We start from the raw sequence: 19,971 nt of genomic DNA, 5'->3' as shown, positions 1-19,971 counted from the left end.
ATATATAAATGGCGAAACTACATTCACAAGATACGATTAATGGCAAAGAGGGCAAAGCATACGCCAAAATTAATGGAAACAACGAGGAGTTGTTTTTTGCAAAGACAATCGAAGCTACGATTGAGAAAAGCAAATCGGAAATTAAGTCGATTGGCAAACGTATGACAGGTCATAAGACGACGGGTATGAGCGGTACTGGCAGTATGACCATTTACTATATGACGCCGCTGTTCCGTTCTTTGTTGAAGCAGTATAAAGATACAGGCCGAGACGTTTACTTTAACATGATGATCGAAAATGAAGATCCAGCTAGTGCAGCAGGCAAACAAGTGGTGAATTTGTTTGGGGTTAACCTCGACTCTACTATTTTGACGAAGCTGGATGGCGACTCTGACGATCCACTCGATGAAGAAGCAGATTTCACATTTGAAGACTTTGACATTGCGACGCCGTTTAACAAAATTTAAGGAGGACTTTCTAAATGGGTAAACTGCAAGATTTCTTAATGAACAATGATGTGTTGGCGGAGGTACAGACGGAAGTGAGCATCAAGCCGTTTCCGTTCCCGTTTGTGATTAAAAGTATCACTGAGGCTGAAAATAAAGAGATTCGTAAAAGTTGTCAAAAAGTCACTTTCAACAAGAGAACGCATCAGAAAGATGTTGAAACGGATGCGGATTTGTATGCAAACCGCCTTTTGATCTCTTGCTGCGTGGAGCCGAACTTTAAAGATGCGGCACTACAGAAGAAGTTCGGTGTGCTTGGAGCAGAAGCGCTAATTGATAAACTGTTTAATCCGGGTCAATATGCAGAGCTTGTACAGCGTGTACAGCAGCTGAACGGATTCGAGACAGATATTAATGAGTTGGTAGAAGAAGCAAAAAACTAATTCGGCAGGGTAACGGTGAAGCGAACTATGCGCACTATGCCCTGCATCGATTAAAAATTAGCCCGGATGAGCTCATGGATAAGCCTGTGCACGTCCGGGCTTTTATTTATGCAAGCATTGACTTACAGCTCGAAAATGAAAAGAAGCAAGCTGAAAAAGCAAAACGAAAGCGTTAGGAGGTGAGTGAATGTCGACAATAGCGACGACGCTTGCGATGCGCGATAATTTTTCTAATACGTTGAATCGTGCGGCACAAGGGACGCAGCGCGTGATTAGATCGATGCAGACGTTACAGGCACAAAGTGCAAGGACATCTCCTGGACGAATGTTCACAGGTACAAGTAGTTCGATCAGTCGGGCAAGTCAACGGATGGAAGTGCTGAATCGGAAGCAACAAGAATTAGCTAATCATGCGAAGAAAGTAAAGAACGAGTGGAGCGGCGTTGGCGGAGTAATTGCAGGAGTAGGCTCAAAGATGCAAGCGGTGGATGCGTATGCCAACAACAATACCCGTTTAAGTACGGTCAACGAAGGTAATCAGCGTCCAGAGCTGCCAAATGCTTTTGATGCTGCCGAGCGATCACGAGGTAATTACAGCCAGACGTTCACAGCTACAAGCAGTGCGATTAGCGGTACTAGTCAACGCTTGGATATGCTGAATCGAAAGCAAGTAGTAGCGGCCAAAAACGCTGAACAAGTAAAAACTGCGTGGGGCGGTATTAAAACTGTCATGGCTCAGGCGATAGCAAGCTTAGCAGCGGGAACAGGTGCAGCAATGCAGGCGGTAGATACGCATACGAAAAATAATGCTCGATTAAAATCAATCAACGACGGTAAGCAGTCTGACGTGGACTTGCAAAAGATGGTTCATGGATCAGCCCAACGGTCAGGAGCCGGTTATACCGATATGGTTGGAACGGTCTCGAAGCTCGGATTGACGGCTGGAGATTCGTTTAACAGTAATAAAGAAATGGTCGCCTTTTCAGAACTGATGCAGAAATCATTTGCTTCGAGTGGAGCCTCGGCTGCGGAACAACAATCAGGGGTGAATCAGCTGACTCAAGCTATGGCATCTGGCAAGCTGCAAGAGGATGGGTTCGGCTCCATTATGGAAAATGCGCCTGTGTTGGCGCAAGCGATCGCAGACTTTACGGGTAAATCAATCGGTGAGCTGAAAAAAATGTCTGCCGAAGGGGCGCTAACTGCTGATATTATTAAGGGTTCGTTATTCGCAGCTTCGGATAATATTGAAGCGAAGTTTAAGGCGATGCCGCGTACGTTTGCATCGACATGGACCCAAATCCAAAACTTTGCCACGATGGCGTTTGCTGGAGTAATGGAAAGCATTAATGCTTTTTTGAATAGTGATATTGGGGCTGGGCTGGTTACTGGCATCATGGTGGCTATCGCGATTATTGCCAGTGGTGTGGAAGGATTGATAAGCATAATCTCGACAGTAGCTTCGTTTGTTCAATCCAATTGGTCGATTATTGGTCCGATTTTAACCGTACTCGCAACCACTGCCATCATGTATCTAATTTCGTTAATATGGGCGTGGGGAGTAACGGCTATCTCGATGTTATGGGCATGGGGAAGCGCGGCTGTTGTGAATGGACTTAGAGCGTTTGCGGCTTTTATGTTAGCAAACTGGCCTATTCTGCTCATCGGTGCTGCCATTGGCGTGCTAATCGTTATTTTGAACAATATGGGTGTTACCTTTGATCAAGTCCTTGGGTTTATCGGAGGTGCGTTGTTTGGGTTATATGCCTTTATCTATAACATTGTCGTCGGGATATGGAACTATTGGGCGTCGTTTGTAGAGTTTTTTGCGAATGTATTTAATCATCCCGTGTATAGTGTTAAGCGACTTTTTGTGAATTTGGCGAATAGTGTCCTTGATACCGTGAAACGGATTGCTGAAGCGATTGATGCTGTATTTGGTTCTAATTTATCTGGTAGTGTAACAGGTCTGCAGAAGCAGATGGACGACTGGCTGGGTGAAATGCCGGAAGGCTACAAGGTGACGCAAAGATTGGAAACGAAGTCCATTACTGAATTTAGTACTAAAGGATATCAGGCAGGTTCTGACATGGCGAAAGGTATGCAAGATAAGATTAAAGGCATCACTTCTGGTTTTAGTGGAGATGCAATGAAAGAGAACGGATTGGACAAAAGCAAAGGCAAAGGACTTGGTGGAGGCGGAGCAGCTGGGATAACTGGAGCTGCTGGAGCTGGCAAGATGCCGAACATCGGTAAAGTAGGCGAAGTGGGCCAAGTGAACAGTGAAGTGGACATCGGAGAAGAAGATTTGCAGATGATGAAAGATGTAGCGGAAATGCGCTATGTACAAAACTTTGTTACGATGACGCCAACGATTGCAATGAACGCTAGCATCAGCGAAAAAGTAGATGTTAACGATGTTATGAATGAGATGGAGCGTCGCCTTGCTAATGAAATTGCGATGAGCGCCGAAGGAACATATTCATAAAAAATAGGTTTAGAGGGAGGTGAGGCAAGGGTGGGTTATCAAATGTTTTTGAAGTTTGGTGGCGAACAAGTTGAGATTCCTGTCTTGCCTGAAAAGCTGGAAATTAGCTCTCCCGGACATAATGAAACCGTAACCGTAATGGGAATCGGGGAGATCAATAAATTAAAGCGCAAAGGACTCCGCGAAGTTTCATTTGAGTCCTTTTTTCCTGCGCATTATGAACCGTATGTAGCTGGTTTTTTGTTTGAATTAGATGATTCAGAAGAGACTGAGAAGTCAGTAAATCAAGTAAATATATTGCGATCTCCTATTCATTGTATTCGTATGGTCCAGGATTTTCGAGATAACCAGCAGCCGATTCAGTTTCTCTTAACGGGTACTGATTTAGATATTAACATCAGCATGGGCATCGAAGATTTGAGCTATGATGAGCGTGCCGGTGAGGTTGGCGACATCTATTTTAGCTTGAAATTAAAAGAATGGAAGTCGTATTCGCCCAAACGACTAACGCTGACAAAGGACAATAAAGTAAGAACTAGTGCGGCTAAGCGTCCTGGCAGTCCACCAGCATCGAAAACGCATACCGTAGTTAAGGGAGAAAGCTTATGGGCCATTTGTAAGAAGCGTTACGGCGATGGCAGCAAGTATCCGCAACTGTATGCGAAAAATAAAGCGCTAATGGATAAGCGGAACAAGGGCACAGGCTTGCCGAAATATACGATCTATTCAGGGCAGGTGCTGGTGCTATGATCCAAATTTACTATCAAAACAATAAGACGGGTACTTCTTACGACATTACGACGTTAGTTACTGACGCGAATTGGAATACGAAACGCACGGGGTCTCCTGCTTCTTTTGAATTTACGATGATGGACGATAAGCAAATCGTAATTGAGCACGGAGGCATTGTATCGTTTAAAACAGACCGTAAGGGACTGTTTCACGGCTATGTTTTTAAATATTCAAGGTCTGATAATGGGGAGACGAAAGTAGTTGCCTATGATCAACTTCGCTATTTGAAAAATAAAGATACGTACGTATTTAAAGGCAAGCGTGCCGACCAGATCGTCGCCCAAATTGCTGGTGATTTTAAGCTTAAGACAGGCCAGCTTAGCAACACGGGCTACATTATCCCTTCTATGATAGAGGACAGCAAAGCGTTATTTGACATCATTCTAAAAGCGCTGGATTTGACACTTGTTCACGGCAAGCAAATGTTTTATTTGTGGGATGATTATGGCCAGCTTCGTATTTCTGATGTGAAAAAAAGTACTATTAACTTAATCGTTGGTGATCAAAGTCTAGCAACAAGCTATGACTACAGCAGCAATATAGACGGTGAAACTGCGAACCAAATTAAGCTCGTTCGCGACAATAAAGAGACAGGAAAACGTGATGTGTACGTTGTTCATAATAGTCATTCAATGGCAAGATGGGGCGTGCTGCAGCATTATGAAAAAGTGGATCAGGATCTGAATAAAGCACAAATTGATAAACTAGCAGACAACTTGCTAGCATTGAAAAATCGTCCCGAGCAATCGCTCAGTGTGGAGGCACTCGCTGATTTGACGGTGCGTGCAGGTTGTTCCATTTTTGTAAAGTTAAGTGGAATCGGGCTGTCCGGCTGGTACATTGTCGATGAATGTAAGCATGATGTAGTGAAGGAAACAATGAATATGAAGCTGGTGGTGATGTAATGCTGAGCGAAAAAATAAAACGCATCTCTATGCAGGCAAATACAGCCAGTGTGCCAGCTGCTGTAATGTTTGGTCAGGTGCAGAAGGTAACGCCTATTCACATTTTAGTAGATAGTCGATTTGTCATTGAAGGGGATATGATCATTATGTCTCGCGACCTGCCTGAACTTCTTGTAGGCGATACTGTGGTGCTGCTGCGCAACAATGGTGGACAGCAGTTCGTCGTCTTGGGGAGGTTGTAGCATTGTCATTGCTGCCAGAACAAGTTGAGACAGCCATCCCGATCATGGATGTAGAGTTGGAATTGCCCGAAGAACAGACGTCACGTACCTATCGTCTCGATGTGCAAAAGGGACGAATTACTGGCTTTGTTGATGAAATAGAAGCGGTAAAGCAAGCGGTATTTAAAGTGCTGCAAACGGAGCGATTTGTTTATCTCATTTACAGCTGGAACTATGGCATTGAGTTGAATGTAGTGATGGGGGAAAACGAAGCGGTTGTGCGTAGTGAACTCAAGCGAATCGTAACGGAAGCGCTCTTGGCGGACGAACGCATAACGGATGTGACGGATTTTTCGATTCATATGGTAGATAGGCGGACGGCGGCAGTAGAATTTACTGTCGTTTCTATTTTTGGACAAGTGCGTATCGCAGAGGAGGTGACCATTTAACGATGACATATTATGCAGATATGACGTATGAACGTATTTTGGAGCGCAGCTTAAGTCGCGTACCGGATGGAATTGACAAACGTGAAGGCTCGATCATTTACGATGCCCTAGCACCAGCGGTAGCTGAATTGGCGCAAATGTATATTGAGCTTGAACAGCAATTAGATTTGAAATTTGCAGATACGGCGACAGGTGTTTATTTGGATCGGGCAATTGCTTGGTCCGGATTGATTAGAAAGGGTGCAACGAAGGCGCAGCTGAAGAGTGTTTTTTATGATGCTGCGAACAAAATGATGGATGTACCGATTGGTGGAAGGTATGCGATCGATGACGTGACCTACCGTGTTGCGGAACGGCTATTACTTGGCAACTTTCGTATGGAAGCTGAGATAGCAGGTGAGCGAGGAAATCAACATTTTGGAATGCTGCTGCCTATCGATTATGTCGCTAACTTAGCTCGTGCTGAGCTGACAGAATTGCTCGTGCCTGGTGTTGAGGAAGAGTCAGATGAGGAGCTGCGTGCACGCTATTTTGCTTCAGCTAGACGGCCAGCGACGAGCGGCAACAAGCATCACTATATGGAGTGGGCGCTACAAATTCCCGGGGTAGGTCATGCAAAAGTATTCCCCTTGTGGAACGGACCTAAGACGGTGAAGGTAGTCATTGTCGATTCGGACAAGCTTCCAGCTACAAGTTCACTGGTACAGCAAGTGCAGGATCATATCGATCCTGTAAAGGGGCGAGGCGAAGGTCAGGCTCCCATTGGGGCTGAAGTTACGGTCGCTTCGGGTCGTGCGAAGACGATAAACATCAAAGCTGTGATTAAACTAGCAGCGGGTCATAGTCTTCAAAGTGCGATTCAAGCATTTAGCGCGCGTTTTGAAAAATGGCGCAAGGAAGCAGTGTTCGAATCCAGCTACATTAGTCAGGCGGTTATCGGTGCTTTGTTATTAGGTACCGAAGGGATTGTTGATTACTCTAGCTTGCTTCTAAATGGGGGTACAGGAAATATAGCATTAGCGGACGATGAAGTGCCTATAGCAGGTGCGATCGATTTGGGGGTGCAGTAGGATGTATCCTAATTTCATCGATAAATTTTCGGAAAAGTTAAATAAAAAACCTAACGGTCGAACACATATGGTGGAAGAAACTCTCCCCATTACAAACGGCAAATACGAGGGGCAGCTAAGACATGACAACATTATCAATTGGACGATAAAGATCTACACGGGTCCTCATTTCTCAGGTCAGGAAGTTCGTAATTATAATCTATCAAGTCCTGCTGATATGCCATGGCGGAGCAACATCCAAGTGTTCTCTAACTCACCCCATGTATATGTGACTTATGAGACGTCAGGTGACACGATTGAAGCCGATGATGTCAATGAGATTCAGAACTCGATTATGGCAACGCAATCGGAAGTAGAGCGATACAAGAAAGTAAATGACACGTCACTTCTAAAAAAAGCTGACAAAGTCTATGTAGATGTGGAAGTGGAGTCTGCGAAGCAAGCTGCGTTAACGAAAGCGAAAGAAATTGTGAGTCGATTAGATAGTGGTGTCATTTTAAATGATCGATATTTTAATGAAGCGACTATTCATATGAATCGTAATGGTGTTGACGTGATTGAGTATTGGCTATTAATTAATGCAAGATACGATCACGAAACGAAACGATTTAAACGAATTGATGTAGACAATTTCAGCTTTGGTTGGCAGATGCAAGCGGGCGGTACCTATCCAGGTGAGGAAAATATCGGGGACTTTATTAATCAGGGTATGAACTTATGGAAGGCAAACGGCAGAAAGGCTTATGCTGTCGGAGATCCAATGCGGGAACAAACGGGTGAAGATATTGGAGCGCTGCAACCTGATGGAACCTGGAAAGAATACGGAATTATGCTAGGCTGGGTCAACCATTTTATGTGTGACGCCTACGGAGGAATGACGATTGGAGGTTCTGGTTTCGAGATTGATGGTTCCGGGACGTATCCATTTTGTCGGGTATCACTAGGTAAATTCGTTGGGGGAAGTTCTGTTCCGAACAGGCCTGTGCAGGAATATGTGTTTAGTTATAACGGAACGTGCTGGAACACACAGCATGGGATATGGAATAAGGATGTAGACAGTGATAGTGGTTTCTTCTTTGGTATGCAAGCACCTATAAACTACTATGATCAAGGTCCAACATTTAATCCTTGGTCGAATCGAGCTGACCTGAAGAACACAAAAATTGTATGGAAGCACATTCCACCAAATAAGGCACATCATATTGAAAATATAGAAGATATTTTAGAGCTTGACATGCAGGGTAGGATGAAGCTTAAAGGTCTTGATGTACCCCGCTCCATTGCGATAAATGTCACACTAAACGAGAAAAACGCAGCAGATGTGTTCTTTCCTGATGCGAGCTGGACAAAAGACAACAGTTATATTCTCAGTATTAAGGGTGTCGCAACGGACGGTAAGATGAGGCCGATTTTGAATTATGATGCGATTTATAACGATTATGGGCTGTATTTAGGCGTACCAGCAGGGTTTACGAAGGTAGTCGTGCTATTAGCGAAAATTTAGGGGGTGTGGTATGGCGTATCCAACGACAATTGATCATTTCCCGGAAAAATTAAATAAAAAAACAGATGGCACCGTGTACGTAGTAGAAGAGAAAATACTTCTTACTAAAGGTGTCTATGATGGCTTACTTGCTCACGACAACATCGCGGTTCCGACAATTCGTGTGTTTACAGGCTCGCGTTTTACAGGTGACGAAGTGAGTAACTTTGTTGTTTCGATTCCTGATGATGCGCCATGGCAGCGGCATATAAAGGTGTTTGCTAGTGTGCCAGAGGTGTATGTGACTTATGAGACGCCAGGAGATACGGTAGAAGCAGATGATGTGAATTTTCTGCAGCAAGCGATAACAGCGACGCAAACGGAAATAGAACGTTATAAGGCAGATGGTTTAATTGATGGAGGTACATTTAAGAAAGGGGTGTAAAGCATATGGCACAAACGATTCAAGTTAAGAGGGGTACAAGAGCCGAGCTCCTGACCTACGGGGCGTTAAAAGCTGGTGAAATGGGCTTCTGTACAGATACGAAAGAAGTATATATTGGTGATGGAACGACTAACTCTATGGTTGGTCGCGCTTTATCAGGCTCTGAGGCATCACGTCCAGTTGCTGCATCTGTTGGACGGTTATATTACATAACCACTGGAACTAATCTCGGTTATCTTTACTTTGATGATGGAACAGCATGGAAAAGAGTGAATGCTCAAAAGCTTACAGATCTTACTGGGTCCATCGACGATATATCTGATGGGATAACTTACGCTAAAGTATTAAAAACAAATGTAACGAATGGACATGTCAATAAAGTGTCTGACGGGACAAATACGAAGACAGCTGCCGAAATTAAAACTCATATTGATGATGCAGTGAAGCACCGGGTTATTAATGACGCGGGTGCAGCGAATACAGATTTGTGGTCCGCTCAAAAGATTCGTAACGAAATTGAACTCGCGAAACGGAATATTGAACCACAGGCGTCTGTGAAAGATCTCAATTTGACAGCTCCACCAGCAAGTCCTGCTGCAGGGGATCGTTATATTGTTCCTGCAGGTGCCACGGGGACATGGCTCAATAAGACCAATCATATTGCGGAATTTCAAGCAGGGGTGTGGACATTTTACAATCCTGTTGTAGGGTGGACAGCTTACGTAGACGATGAGCAAAAAATATATTCTTGGAACGGTTCGGCATGGGTTCGCACGGGTGGAGCCCTGCAAACGGTAACTGCCGGAAATGGTCTTACTGGTGGTGGGCAAGCGGATGTAATTTCGCTGGCTGTAGGGGCTGGCAATGGAATTACAGTAGCGGCAACTGGTGTTTCTGCCAAAGCAGGTAAAGGGATTGTGGTCAATGGTACAGGCATCGAGGCTAACATTGATGGAAGCAGCATCGTGTATGACGCGGCAAATGGCAATCGCTTAACGATTTCTGTCGTTGATGGTGGAACGTTCTAGAGGGGGGTGATCGGATGCCTAGAAAATCACTTATCCAAATTCGACGAGGGTTAGAACGCGAGATGGGGACGTTGTCAGTCGGGGAACTGGGTTATTGCACTGACACTAGTAAGTTGTATATCGGAACAGATACGGGGAACGAACTACTCATTGCTTCCCAAAGTTCTGGTGATATGCTCAAAAGTATTTACGATACGAACAACGACGGTAAAGTTGATTATGCTTCGCAGGCTGATAATGCAAGTAAAGTGAACAATTTGACGGTTTTGAGCGCTGTCCCTGCAAATGCTAAATTTACTGACACAACATACTCTCCCGCGACTTCGTCTTCCGCAGGTTTGATGTCCACTGGGGATAAATCGAAGCTGGATGCTATATCTATTAATGTAAGTGCTGAAACGGTTGCAAACGGATCGATCGATCCGATGTGGTACGCTTTGCGTCACGGTAAGCAGCTTTATTTAGATGAAGACTTTAAATTGGGAACGAACAGTGTAGGCGCGTACAACAATTCGGGTGGAGACGGTGTTGTTATTACTAGAGTTGCTATGAATGATGCACCGAATAATTCAAAATTTGTGCTTAAAATCGTACACAATGGCAGCACAACGACACCAGGTTTGGGCGGTTTTGTTCAAACCATACAATCTAAGGCGAATGCAGTCTTTGTTAATTTGTTTAGAGCAAAGCTTCCCGTCGGATATTCCTTACAAGTACTATCTAACAATTTAGGTAACAATTCAAAAGATTTCTTATTATCTAACAATCAAGGTACTGGAAAATGGGAGACCTATATTAGAGTCACTATGTGTGGAGACTCAGGCACATTTCATGACGGAGGTCACATCTATGTAGTAGGATCACCCGCGCCTAGCACAAACGCTAATTTAGAATGGTATCTGGCTAGCGCTACCCAGTTCGAGCTAACTGCCCGGAATATAGTTACTTGGGGGCAGTTAAAGGGGGAATAATCGATGGGCTATGGTGAATCGTTATATGGAACGTTTCTATATTCGGGGAATCCAATCATTGATCGGCCTGAGCAGGTTGAATCAGTACATTTAATGCATTACTTACCTGAGTATTATAGAGGCGTTCGTGAAATGGAAGAGCTACAATCGACATTGGGGACTGAACTGAAAAGTTTAAAAACCTCGATGGTAGAAAACATGGAACAATCCTTTCTTGAAACAGCTACATGGGGATTGCACAACTGGGAGTTCGAGTTAGGTTTGACCACAGATTCGACCAAATCTTATATCCGACGCCGGGAAATGATTAAAGCGAAAATGCTCGGATCTGGTACGACAACGCCGCAAATGATTCAGCGCACAGCGTCAGCTTTTTCTGGGGGTGATGTTGATGTCAAAGAACTGCCTGGAGAATATAAGTTTGAAGTGCACTTTGTAGGTGTAAAAGGCATACCAACAAACATGGCGGGGCTCATACAAGTGCTGGAGGATATTAAGCCGGCTCATCTTGGTTATGAATTTAAGTACACCTATACATGGTGGGAATCGCTTAAGACGCTGACTTGGGGACAAGCCAAAGCGAAAACATGGGGAGATCTACGAGTATATGAAGGAGGGTAAACTATGCAGTTAACAGGTAATCTAAAGCTAAAAAAGCCAGATAACACTGATATTGTTGATATTGCTGATATTAATGGGAATATGGATATCTTAGATTCAGAAGTCATTAAAAGAGCAAATCTGGCAGAAACGAATGCGAAAAATGCAAGTCTTCCACGTACAGGGGGAGAGATTAGTGGAGCATTAGCTGTTACTGGTCAAGTTTGGGTAGGGAAAACAGCCACCTATGGTGGAACATCAGCATTAACACTCCCGATTGGTGACAGTGATACAGGGCTGCATTGGACAGGAGACGGCGGATTAGAGTTCTATTCTAACAATATTGCCGCAATGCGGCTAGCCGGTCAATCGGTTCAATACAAAGATAGTTCGGGGAATTGGCAGTCTTTTGCTGAGGTGAAAAAAGCTATTTTTTTACCTCGAAGTACTGATTTAAACAATATTGTGCATGAAGGGGAATATTACAATCCGCTTAATGATGACGCAGCTACTATGCCGAACGTCCCTTTACATCTTTCCTTCCATTTAAAGGTGAGTAGACATGCGGGTATCAACCAGGTGTTTACGACTTATGCAACTGAAGCGCATATGCTCAGGATATTTACACGCAACTATTATAATGGCTGGTCGCCTTGGTCTGAAATATTAACAAGTTATAATCGACCTAATATTCGAAATATTCATAGATCTACCGGAGGTCCTTCAGGTGGGGCTGATGGAGATGTCTGGCATCAATATGAGTAAGAAGGAAGGTGAACGATATTCCTATCTATGATAATGTCGGCGGTACATGGCGATCTACGAAAGACATATATGACAATGTAGGAGGAATTTGGAGACCAACGAAAGTGGTATCTGACAATGTTGGTGGAGTTTGGCGGTCCGCATATAAGCGCAATGCTTTTAGTAATTATTTTTCAGAGTATATCGTTAATCCTACTAATCTCTATGGTACAAGAAGAATCGAGAATCACGGTAGCTTTTTGTACACCGAAATATCCGGTTATACAAATGGTGATTACTATCCGACTCAGGCAGGTTGGAAGATAATCAATCTTCCGCATAATTGCACGGTGGAGCTTGATTGGGAATTGTTAAAAGGTCAGTATCCTAGAAATGATGCTCTTGTAATTAATCATACTGGTACACACATACACGCTGAAACACAGACATTTTCAAGAAAAAAGTCTGTGTTTACTGGGCAAAGCAACTCAATGCTCGTAATAATGAACTTTTTTTCAACTTGGCAAATTACATCTTGGTTTAAAATTTACGGTGTTACTGTGAATGGAAAGAAAATTTATCCTATAGGCTAAGAAAGGATTGATCTTATGACAATTATTAAAATGAAAAATGGATTGGAACTGCCGGTGATTCGAATAATTGGTGGAAAGGAACTTGTGAAAGGCGCAGAACGTGATGTGCTTACGTTCCATTTTGATGCCAACGTGGTGAAAAAGCTTGAAGATTTAATTACAATAATGGGCGATACATCTCGTATAACGGTTGAACAAACGAAATTGCCTCGAACTGAGGATGGGAAACAGCAAACAAATGCACAACCAACGGTAGAACGATTTGAGTATGCAGACTACACGGTACAGACTAAGCGTTCTATCGATATTGAGCTAGTATCTCCTGAAACTCCTGAGGCACCAGCTGCATATAAAGATATTTACGTAATCGGATTAGCGCAGCTCACGTATTCAGAGAAGCAGCTTCAAAAATTACAACCGATGTAGGTGAAGATCAGTCGAACACGATTGGTCTTTTTTTATTTGGCGTGAGTAGTCAGGAGGAAATCATATATGGACCCACAAACACAAATGCTAGCAGAAATTCGTGAACGGATCGTGCGTGTTGAGACGAAATTGGACTCGATGCATGACGTTTATGATACGGCGCTAGAGGCGAAAAATATTGGCTTGGAAGCGTCGCAATCGGTGAGGTCCGCGCATTACCGAATTGATCGCATTGATCGAACGATCTTTTGGCTGAGCACAACCGTAATTGGTGCCGTTATTTTGGCGCTTGTACGACTCGTACTGGACGGGAAGGTGTAACGAATGGACATCACGATGTCAAATGATATTATGGCGCTTGCCGCGCTCGTTGCGGCATACGTTGGTGTAGCCCGTGGCTTCGGTTTGAAAGATAAATGGACACATGTAGCAGCTGTCTTCGTGGCAGCTGTTTTTATTTTAGTGCCAGAGTCCATTCAGCAGAAGTTGATTTTGATTTCGGTAGTAGGATTGTCAGCTACAGGAGCTTATCAATTTTCCAAGAAGAAGGGAGGCAGTGATAGTAATGGCTAAGTTAATTGCATGGGATGCTGGTCATGGGGGGAAAGACCCTGGGGCGGTAGCAAATGGTATAAAGGAAAAGGATATTGCCCTGCATATTGCGAACGAGGCGGCTCGTAGATTGGAAGCTCGATACGAGGGAGTGCGCTGTATGCTTATCCGGTCCAATGATGTGTATGTGGCATTATCTGACCGCACCAATAAAGCGAATGCGGCTAAGGCTGATTTGCTTATTTCCATTCATTGTAATGCAGGTGGTGGAGCGGGTGGCTTTGAATCCTTTATTTTTAACGGAATTGGTAAAGGACAGTCGGCTACATCTAATTTTCAACATGCCGTGCATACGGAGATTATGAAGCGCTTAAAGCCGCTAGGTATCAATGATCGTGGGCAAAAACGCGGCGATCTGCATATGTGCCGTGAATCGAATATGCCAGCTGTATTGACCGAGAATCTATTTGTTGATGTCGTATCGGATGCAGGTAAGCTGAAGCAAGATGCTGTGCTGGAGGCATTGATTGAAGGACATGTAGAAGGTGTAGCTGCCTATTTAAAACTGACTACGACAAGCAATAAGCAGCCTCAGAAACAACAGGACAAGCCCGCAAGCTCACATAAACCGATTAAAATTAACGTCAATGGCAAGCCTGTGAAGAGCGGAATTGAAATTGATGGCGTCACGTATGCACCTGTCAGAAGCCTTGCCGAACAGCTTGGTGCGCAGGTCGTATGGGATGGCGACAAAGTGTCCGTATTAACAAAATAGTTAACTTTCCAATAGCCAGAAAGCTAGCTTTAGCATATTAGCATACGTGCAAATACTGTTTACCTCTTGCTAGCTATGTAAATACAGAAAAGGCTCAAGTAAGCTGCTTTAGCATACTTGAGCCTCACTCTGAAGTAGCAACAATTGTCACTTCGCTTCGGTCATGGGGATGTAAGCCAGCCAATTAAGACGAACATCAGCATAAATTGCGACAATGCCAACGTATACATCACTCGCCAACTTCTACGCTGCTGTGGCGGTACGTGGTCGAAGTTATATCCAATCTGTTTTTCAAATTTGAAAATTTGATAGAGATAAATATTTAGTCCGAATGGCAGCAGCCCGCCTACGAGAGCCCACCACCAAGACTGTTCTTGTTGATACATATATCGTGCAATATAAAGTTGGGAGAGGAGTATGGCAGCACAGAGGCAGAAAAATAGTATTAGGAAGTCTTCTCCGCTATAGGCATCATTAAGGATGAGTCCCGCCTTATATTCTACGGTCATCATTCCCCACCTCTTTTCTCATTGCGCCCGAACATCCACACGATAATAGCTTGCAACACGGTCATCCAGAAAATAAATAATAGTGCATTTCGATCTAGGGAGTTCCAAACACGCTCAATTAAGGACCATGGCTCTGTAAACAAGTGGATCGAGTGAAAGCGCAAAAACCGGCCAATGAAAATACCAAAGCTAGTGAGCAGTAGAAATACGCACATCCCGAACGTGACCGTGCTTGCTCTCAATTGAAAGGATTGCAGTAAACGACGGACCTGGTCTGTCATTAGAACATAGAAGCAGATGGCAAGCAACACACCGCTCACTAATACAAAAAAGTTCCACCACTCCATCACAACGATCCCTTGACGGTAGTTAAAATCAAATCTTTTTAAATGAATAAGATCGGTGACGACATAGAAAACGTTTGGCGACATAAGAATGAAAATGAGATAGAAAAGAAAACTGATAGGTATTTCTCTCTTCGATTTTATTTTGAATAAAGGTAGTAAATAGGAAAGCTCTAGTGCTGCAAAAGCAAGAAACAGATTGAATATCATAAACGAATAAGCCGTGTCAAAATAGAGCAGCATTCCTATGTATAAGAAAAAGCCAAGTCGTGCTTTCGAACGAATGTGCATAAGGTTATCTCCTTTACTTGTAATATTATAATAATACTGACAAATAGTAAGCTGTTCTACTCTATTAATCAAACTATGGTTAATATATCGATAACATTTCAGTGTGTCCTTTACATTATTGTAAGAGCTGGTAGCCGTTGATATTGACAACATTTAAATATCCATTACATTTAAGAAGGAAGAACCTTATTTATCCACTTGGAGGTGTTGTTTTTGGTCAAAAAAATAACTTCAAAATGGTTCAAGTCATTCCTCGCTTTATCACTAACCTTCTCCCTATTTACTACTGTATGGGCAAGTGATGCAAGGACAGCCTCGGCGGAGGGGCCGCTCGATCCAGCACCGATTATTAATCCCGTCGGAACGGCAAACGGCAAGAAAGTACTGTTTGACAACACACACGGCCAAACAGCAGGGGCAGCTGATTGGGTCATCGATGGTGCATTTTCTGATTTTGCCCAAGCCTTAGCAAGCTCAGGTTACTACGTGAAAGAGCTTCGCCAATCCACACCGATTACCTTCGAAAATCTTCAACCTTATGATGTATTCGTTATTCCTGAAGCAAACAACCCTTACAAAACTTCCGAACAAGCAGCATTACTGAAGTATGTTCAAGAAGGTGGCAGCATATTTTTTATTAGCGACCACTACAATGCAGATCGCAACAAAAATAGATGGGACTCTTCCGAAGTGTTCAACGGCTACCGTCGTGGCGCGTGGGAAAACCCAGCTAAAGGAATGAGTGCAGATGAGGCAGGGTCTGTTGCGATGCAGAACGTGAGCAGTTCTGACTGGCTTGCTGACAACTTCGGTGTCCGCTTTCGCTATAATTCCATTGGCAACGTAACAGCTAATATCATTGTGCCGAAAGAGCAATCATTTGGCATCACAGAAGGCGTGCAAGGCGTAGCGATGCATGCAGGCTCCACATTGGCTGTTACGAATCCTACAATTGCCAAAGGAATTGTGTATCTTCCGCAAACGACTGACAAATGGCCGCATGCTGTAGATGCTGGTATTTATAACGGCGGCGGTGTTGCAGAAGGTCCATATGTTGCGATTTCTAAAGTAACAAAAGGTAAGGCGGCATTTATTGGTGATTCTTCACCTGTAGAAGATATTACACCTAAATACTTACGTGAAGAGAACGGTCAAACGAAAAAGACCTATGACGGCTTTAAAGAAGTCGATGACGCGAAATTACTCGTTAACGTTGTCAATTGGCTGTCCCACGACGAAGCGTATACGAACTTCACGCAAGTACCTGGCTTGCAATTAGACCAGCCGACAGCTCTGCATAACTATGAAATTCCTCAACAAAGTACAGAACCGAAGCCTGAACCGTGGGCAGTACCAGCCACTGGATACAAGTGGTGGGATCAGTCCTCCTTCAAGCCAGGGTCATTTGGCTACACAGGTTCGACCAATCCTGGCCCAGGACCAGGTCCTGTTAACCCAGCTTACACATTAGAATATCCAGCAACAATAAAGGCAGGGCAACCGTTCAGTGTTTGTGTAAAAGTAAGTAAAGCTGCTCCGAATACAACGCTGGATTTACAGCTAGGTATTTATGTAGCTGGAGGTCAGCAGATTGGACAAATTCAAAATGCAGATGGTACATGGCCAACGACTTATGGCTATCAGGCCGTTTCACTTCAGACAGATGGCCTTGGCAATGGCTGCAAAACAATTACGGTTCGAACAGAGCCTACTAAAACAGGCGCAGCATCCATTCGTTTGCGCTCAGGTAAATCAAATGTAGTGACTCATTCGATTACGGTTACGCCTTAATTTGATAATAGCATGCATCAAATGGCATTAAATAGCTGCATCAACCATTAATTTAAAGAAGCGAGTCCCTCCAAGTATACAGTTTGCACAGTGTTTGCATCCAGTCTGCGTGATAGGGCTTGCTTCTTTTTATTTTTGAAAATGTTCAGAGGGAGCGTGCAAGATGATTGAATTTCGTCGCGTCTCTAAGCTTTACTCAAATGGAACAGTTGGCTTGCAGGAAGTGGATTTTACCATACATAGTGGTGAATTTGTCGTAATTGTTGGCTTGTCTGGTGCGGGGAAGTCGACGCTGCTGCGTTCGATTAATCGACTGCATGAAATTACTGCTGGCGAAATTATCGTTGACGGCAAGTCGATGACACTTGCGCGTGGAGAAGAACTGCGTCATATGCGGCGCGGTATCGGTATGATTTTTCAAAGCTTCAATCTTGTTAAGCGTTCTTCGGTTATACGAAACGTGCTGTCGGGAAGGGTAGGCTATCATTCTACGATCCGTACGTTACTTGGATTATTTCCGAAGGAAGATGTCCAGCTGGCATTGAATGCGTTAGCGCGAGTCAACATTCAGGAGAAGGCTTACATACGGGCTGATCAGCTGTCAGGAGGCCAGCAGCAGCGAGTGTCTATCGCGAGAGCGTTAGCGCAGGAAGCAAAGATTATTCTAGCCGATGAGCCAGTCGCCTCGCTTGACCCATTGACAACGCGGCAAGTGATGGATGACTTGCGCCGAATTAATCTAGAGCTAGGCATTACGATGGTCGTTAATTTGCACGATATCGATCTGGCTCGGCAATATGCTACGAGAATTATTGGCTTGCGCGCAGGTGAAATTGTGTTTGATGGCCCTGTCGGTGAAGCGACTGAGGAGCGGTTTACGCACATCTATGGTCGTTCGCTGCGTGAGGAGGCGGCAAGCATCGGGGGTGAAGCTTTATGAGTCCGATAAGCGTAACACCGCCGTCAACGAATAAGGGACGAGGTGGAAATGAACGGACGTCGTCCATGGTAAAGCCATCTCACACGAAGTCTATTATGACGGCTGCTTTCATTATTGTTCTGCTCTGGCTAAGTGCAGAGCGTACAGATGCGACAGTGACACAGCTCGTGACGGGTGCGCCGGAGATGGGCAAGTTGCTCGTCGAAATGTTTCCGCCTGATTGGAGTTATGTAACGACAATTTGGGCTCCTATGATGGAGACAGTTCAGATGGCTGTGCTTGGTACTACAATTGGTGCCATGCTGGCTGTACCGATAGCACTGCTGGCATCGGGAAATGTAACGAGGAGCAAATGGCTCTATATTCCGGCAAGATTGCTGCTTAATCTTATACGCACTATTCCTGATTTGTTGTTTGCTGCTATATTTGTCGCTATTTTTGGTTTGGGAGCTGTAGCGGGGGTGGCCGCTTTGATTCTCTTTTCTTTTGGATTGATCTCCAAATTACTGTATGAATCCATTGAAGCGATTGATCCAGGTCCGCTTGAGGCGATGACGGCCGTTGGTGCCAACAAGCTCCAATGGATTAGATTCGGCGTTATACCGCAAGTGACCGCGCAGTTCATCAGTTATTTGCTCTATACATTCGAGGTTAATGTACGTGCGGCTGGCGTGCTTGGACTAGTAGGAGCGGGCGGCATAGGCTTGCTGCTGACGCGAGTGCTGGATCAACTGCGGTATGACCGGGCGTGTATGATCATTTTATTGACACTCGTGATTGTGTTGGTGATCGACTATATTAGCTATCGCATACAGGAGAAACTGCTATGAAAAACAATCCATTGATTCGGCGTCCATGGCTGCGTATTCGTTGGTGGTTAGTTGCGGTTGTTATTGTGAGTTTGTACGTATGGTCATTCACGGGCATAGAATTTTCGGGAATCCGGGAAAATGCAGGCACGGTTACAGTGGCTATTTTACAGGGGATGATTAGTCCAGATTGGGATTATGTCTACTTGGCAGATGGTGAAGACTTGTTGCGTGGCATGATCGATACGCTAGCAATTGCATTGCTCGGTACTTTCATTTCAGCATTTCTGTGCATACCGTTTGCCTTTTGGGCCTCGACCAATATGAATCGTTGGAAATGGTCTAGCGGCATAGGCAAGTTCATACTGAGCTTTATCCGCACGTTTCCTGAGATTGTAATGGCGATTATGTTTATTAAGGCGGTTGGTCCAGGCGCTTATGCTGGTATTCTTGCGCTCGGTCTGCACTCGATCGGTATGCTGGGCAAGCTGTATGCAGAAGCGATTGAGAAAATAGACCGTGGCCCAGCTGAAGCCCTGCTTGCATGTGGTGCCAATCGTCTGCAAGTAATGTGGTACGCGGTGATTCCACAAGTGCTGCCTGAATTTATGTCGTATACATTGTATCGATTTGAAATCAATGTGCGTTCAGCTACGATACTTGGTATTATTGGTGCGGGAGGCATTGGTACACCTTTAATTTTCGCCTTGGATAGCCGCAATTGGTCACGGGTGGGCATTATTTTGCTAGGTATCATCATAACGGTAAGTGTCGTTGATATGATTTCAAATTATGTGCGGCGAAAGATCGTATAGCCATCTCAATGCTTAGCAATAGATTTCTGTAAAATAGTACG

25 protein-coding genes are annotated in these 19,971 nt (G+C 44.3%); 23 read left to right on the top strand and 2 right to left on the bottom strand.

Going from position 1 to position 19,971, the window contains the following annotated elements:
• Positions 1-8 precede the first annotated feature (8 nt).
• The 19 genes from H580_RS0101485 (at position 9) to H580_RS0101385 (ending at position 14,431) form a co-directional block, all read left to right on the top strand.
• On the top strand, positions 9-467 hold the full coding sequence (locus H580_RS0101485) for a phage tail tube protein (RefSeq protein ID WP_028593221.1): 459 nt from the start codon (positions 9-11) through the stop codon (positions 465-467).
• Between the two features lie 14 nt (positions 468-481).
• Entirely contained in the window at positions 482-889 is a 408-nt protein-coding gene (locus tag H580_RS0101480) for a phage tail assembly chaperone (RefSeq protein ID WP_028593220.1), read from the top strand.
• 187 nt (positions 890-1,076) lie between these two features.
• Positions 1,077-3,377 carry a tape measure protein gene (locus tag H580_RS22935; protein ID WP_051217140.1) on the top strand — a complete coding sequence of 767 codons (2,301 nt, stop codon included), beginning with the start codon at positions 1,077-1,079 and terminating at the stop codon, positions 3,375-3,377.
• 30 nt (positions 3,378-3,407) lie between these two features.
• Positions 3,408-4,127 carry a LysM peptidoglycan-binding domain-containing protein gene (locus tag H580_RS0101465; protein ID WP_028593219.1) on the top strand — a complete coding sequence of 240 codons (720 nt, stop codon included), beginning with the start codon at positions 3,408-3,410 and terminating at the stop codon, positions 4,125-4,127.
• The gene (locus H580_RS0101460) at positions 4,124-5,074 is read left to right on the top strand and encodes an XkdQ/YqbQ family protein (RefSeq protein ID WP_028593218.1); all 951 of its coding nucleotides are present in this window, start codon (positions 4,124-4,126) and stop codon (positions 5,072-5,074) included. The genes H580_RS0101465 and H580_RS0101460 overlap by 4 nt, the downstream gene beginning before the upstream one ends.
• Positions 5,074-5,316, top strand: a complete 243-nt coding sequence (locus tag H580_RS0101455; RefSeq protein WP_028593217.1) for a DUF2577 family protein — start codon at positions 5,074-5,076, stop codon at positions 5,314-5,316. The genes H580_RS0101460 and H580_RS0101455 overlap by 1 nt, the downstream gene beginning before the upstream one ends.
• Before the next feature lie 2 nt (positions 5,317-5,318).
• Positions 5,319-5,744 (top strand): DUF2634 domain-containing protein, encoded by a 426-nt coding sequence (locus tag H580_RS0101450; RefSeq protein ID WP_245583454.1) that lies wholly within the window; start codon positions 5,319-5,321, stop codon positions 5,742-5,744.
• A gap of 2 nt (positions 5,745-5,746) precedes the next feature.
• Positions 5,747-6,814: a baseplate J/gp47 family protein gene (locus tag H580_RS0101445; protein WP_051217139.1), complete on the top strand. Its 1,068-nt coding sequence runs from the start codon at positions 5,747-5,749 to the stop codon at positions 6,812-6,814.
• Between the two features lies 1 nt (position 6,815).
• Positions 6,816-8,318 carry a hypothetical protein gene (locus H580_RS26565; RefSeq protein WP_245583453.1) on the top strand — a complete coding sequence of 501 codons (1,503 nt, stop codon included), beginning with the start codon at positions 6,816-6,818 and terminating at the stop codon, positions 8,316-8,318.
• 10 nt (positions 8,319-8,328) lie between these two features.
• Positions 8,329-8,742, top strand: coding sequence for a hypothetical protein (locus H580_RS0101430; protein ID WP_028593214.1), 414 nt, complete (start codon positions 8,329-8,331; stop codon positions 8,740-8,742).
• Positions 8,743-8,747: 5 nt separating this feature from the next.
• Entirely contained in the window at positions 8,748-9,770 is a 1,023-nt protein-coding gene (locus H580_RS0101425) for a DUF2793 domain-containing protein (protein WP_028593213.1), read from the top strand.
• 14 nt (positions 9,771-9,784) lie between these two features.
• Positions 9,785-10,741 (top strand): hyaluronate lyase N-terminal domain-containing protein, encoded by a 957-nt coding sequence (locus tag H580_RS26330; RefSeq protein ID WP_028593212.1) that lies wholly within the window; start codon positions 9,785-9,787, stop codon positions 10,739-10,741.
• Positions 10,742-10,744: 3 nt separating this feature from the next.
• Positions 10,745-11,362: a putative phage tail protein gene (locus H580_RS0101415; RefSeq protein WP_028593211.1), complete on the top strand. Its 618-nt coding sequence runs from the start codon at positions 10,745-10,747 to the stop codon at positions 11,360-11,362.
• Between the two features lie 3 nt (positions 11,363-11,365).
• On the top strand, positions 11,366-12,106 hold the full coding sequence (locus tag H580_RS0101410) for a pyocin knob domain-containing protein (RefSeq protein WP_028593210.1): 741 nt from the start codon (positions 11,366-11,368) through the stop codon (positions 12,104-12,106).
• An 8-nt stretch (positions 12,107-12,114) separates the two neighbouring features.
• Positions 12,115-12,678 carry a hypothetical protein gene (locus tag H580_RS0101405; RefSeq protein ID WP_028593209.1) on the top strand — a complete coding sequence of 188 codons (564 nt, stop codon included), beginning with the start codon at positions 12,115-12,117 and terminating at the stop codon, positions 12,676-12,678.
• Between the two features lie 15 nt (positions 12,679-12,693).
• The gene (locus tag H580_RS0101400) at positions 12,694-13,104 is read left to right on the top strand and encodes a hypothetical protein (protein WP_028593208.1); all 411 of its coding nucleotides are present in this window, start codon (positions 12,694-12,696) and stop codon (positions 13,102-13,104) included.
• A gap of 66 nt (positions 13,105-13,170) precedes the next feature.
• Positions 13,171-13,425: a hemolysin XhlA family protein gene (locus tag H580_RS0101395; RefSeq protein WP_028593207.1), complete on the top strand. Its 255-nt coding sequence runs from the start codon at positions 13,171-13,173 to the stop codon at positions 13,423-13,425.
• Between the two features lie 3 nt (positions 13,426-13,428).
• On the top strand, positions 13,429-13,677 hold the full coding sequence (locus H580_RS0101390) for a hypothetical protein (RefSeq protein ID WP_036604279.1): 249 nt from the start codon (positions 13,429-13,431) through the stop codon (positions 13,675-13,677).
• Positions 13,670-14,431 (top strand): N-acetylmuramoyl-L-alanine amidase, encoded by a 762-nt coding sequence (locus H580_RS0101385; protein ID WP_028593205.1) that lies wholly within the window; start codon positions 13,670-13,672, stop codon positions 14,429-14,431. The genes H580_RS0101390 and H580_RS0101385 overlap by 8 nt, the downstream gene beginning before the upstream one ends.
• Before the next feature lie 161 nt (positions 14,432-14,592).
• Here H580_RS0101385 and H580_RS0101380 read toward each other — a convergent pair whose 3' ends face one another.
• On the bottom strand, positions 14,593-14,943 hold the full coding sequence (locus H580_RS0101380; protein WP_051217138.1) for a hypothetical protein: 351 nt from the start codon (positions 14,941-14,943) through the stop codon (positions 14,593-14,595).
• Positions 14,940-15,575, bottom strand: coding sequence for a DUF1361 domain-containing protein (locus tag H580_RS0101375; RefSeq protein ID WP_028593203.1), 636 nt, complete (start codon positions 15,573-15,575; stop codon positions 14,940-14,942). The genes H580_RS0101380 and H580_RS0101375 overlap by 4 nt, the downstream gene beginning before the upstream one ends.
• A gap of 213 nt (positions 15,576-15,788) precedes the next feature.
• On the opposite strand from H580_RS0101375, the gene H580_RS0101370 reads away from it, so the two are divergent.
• From H580_RS0101370 to phnE (H580_RS0101355), 4 genes are all read left to right on the top strand, one after another.
• Complete coding sequence (locus tag H580_RS0101370) at positions 15,789-17,366, top strand: DNA-binding protein (RefSeq protein ID WP_342663172.1); 1,578 nt, start codon at positions 15,789-15,791, stop codon at positions 17,364-17,366.
• A 163-nt stretch (positions 17,367-17,529) separates the two neighbouring features.
• Positions 17,530-18,306, top strand: a complete 777-nt coding sequence (phnC, locus tag H580_RS0101365; RefSeq protein ID WP_028593201.1) for a phosphonate ABC transporter ATP-binding protein — start codon at positions 17,530-17,532, stop codon at positions 18,304-18,306.
• A gap of 65 nt (positions 18,307-18,371) precedes the next feature.
• On the top strand, positions 18,372-19,136 hold the full coding sequence (gene phnE / locus H580_RS0101360) for a phosphonate ABC transporter, permease protein PhnE (RefSeq protein ID WP_028593200.1): 765 nt from the start codon (positions 18,372-18,374) through the stop codon (positions 19,134-19,136).
• A complete protein-coding gene (gene phnE, locus H580_RS0101355) occupies positions 19,133-19,930 on the top strand; it encodes a phosphonate ABC transporter, permease protein PhnE (RefSeq protein ID WP_028593199.1) in 798 nt (265 codons plus the stop codon). The genes phnE (H580_RS0101360) and phnE (H580_RS0101355) overlap by 4 nt, the downstream gene beginning before the upstream one ends.
• Positions 19,931-19,971 lie beyond the last annotated feature (41 nt).

It is taken from the genome of Paenibacillus assamensis DSM 18201 (assembly GCF_000422445.1).
Classification (GTDB): Bacteria; Bacillota; Bacilli; order Paenibacillales; family Paenibacillaceae; genus Paenibacillus_B; species Paenibacillus_B assamensis.
The sequence above is the reverse complement of the archived record's forward strand: the minus strand, read 5'-3'. Positions and strand labels throughout refer to the sequence as shown.

Excerpts from the sequence above, each read along its gene's own strand:
- H580_RS0101445 (WP_051217139.1), top strand. The coding sequence starts at position 5,747 with ATGACATATTATGCAGATATGACGTATGAACGTATTTTGGAGCGCAGC.
- H580_RS0101375 (WP_028593203.1), bottom strand. The coding sequence starts at position 15,575 with ATGCACATTCGTTCGAAAGCACGACTTGGCTTTTTCTTATACATAGGA.
- H580_RS22935 (WP_051217140.1), top strand. The coding sequence starts at position 1,077 with ATGTCGACAATAGCGACGACGCTTGCGATGCGCGATAATTTTTCTAAT.
- H580_RS0101395 (WP_028593207.1), top strand. The coding sequence starts at position 13,171 with ATGGACCCACAAACACAAATGCTAGCAGAAATTCGTGAACGGATCGTG.
- H580_RS0101425 (WP_028593213.1), top strand. The coding sequence starts at position 8,748 with ATGGCACAAACGATTCAAGTTAAGAGGGGTACAAGAGCCGAGCTCCTG.
- H580_RS26330 (WP_028593212.1), top strand. The coding sequence starts at position 9,785 with ATGCCTAGAAAATCACTTATCCAAATTCGACGAGGGTTAGAACGCGAG.
- H580_RS0101380 (WP_051217138.1), bottom strand. The coding sequence starts at position 14,943 with ATGATGACCGTAGAATATAAGGCGGGACTCATCCTTAATGATGCCTAT.
- H580_RS0101410 (WP_028593210.1), top strand. The coding sequence starts at position 11,366 with ATGCAGTTAACAGGTAATCTAAAGCTAAAAAAGCCAGATAACACTGAT.
- H580_RS26565 (WP_245583453.1), top strand. The coding sequence starts at position 6,816 with ATGTATCCTAATTTCATCGATAAATTTTCGGAAAAGTTAAATAAAAAA.
- H580_RS0101385 (WP_028593205.1), top strand. The coding sequence starts at position 13,670 with ATGGCTAAGTTAATTGCATGGGATGCTGGTCATGGGGGGAAAGACCCT.
- H580_RS0101455 (WP_028593217.1), top strand. The coding sequence starts at position 5,074 with ATGCTGAGCGAAAAAATAAAACGCATCTCTATGCAGGCAAATACAGCC.
- phnE (WP_028593199.1), top strand. The coding sequence starts at position 19,133 with ATGAAAAACAATCCATTGATTCGGCGTCCATGGCTGCGTATTCGTTGG.
- H580_RS0101415 (WP_028593211.1), top strand. The coding sequence starts at position 10,745 with ATGGGCTATGGTGAATCGTTATATGGAACGTTTCTATATTCGGGGAAT.
- H580_RS0101390 (WP_036604279.1), top strand. The coding sequence starts at position 13,429 with ATGGACATCACGATGTCAAATGATATTATGGCGCTTGCCGCGCTCGTT.
- H580_RS0101460 (WP_028593218.1), top strand. The coding sequence starts at position 4,124 with ATGATCCAAATTTACTATCAAAACAATAAGACGGGTACTTCTTACGAC.
- H580_RS0101400 (WP_028593208.1), top strand. The coding sequence starts at position 12,694 with ATGACAATTATTAAAATGAAAAATGGATTGGAACTGCCGGTGATTCGA.
- phnC (WP_028593201.1), top strand. The coding sequence starts at position 17,530 with ATGATTGAATTTCGTCGCGTCTCTAAGCTTTACTCAAATGGAACAGTT.
- H580_RS0101430 (WP_028593214.1), top strand. The coding sequence starts at position 8,329 with ATGGCGTATCCAACGACAATTGATCATTTCCCGGAAAAATTAAATAAA.
- H580_RS0101485 (WP_028593221.1), top strand. The coding sequence starts at position 9 with ATGGCGAAACTACATTCACAAGATACGATTAATGGCAAAGAGGGCAAA.
- phnE (WP_028593200.1), top strand. The coding sequence starts at position 18,372 with ATGGTAAAGCCATCTCACACGAAGTCTATTATGACGGCTGCTTTCATT.
- H580_RS0101480 (WP_028593220.1), top strand. The coding sequence starts at position 482 with ATGGGTAAACTGCAAGATTTCTTAATGAACAATGATGTGTTGGCGGAG.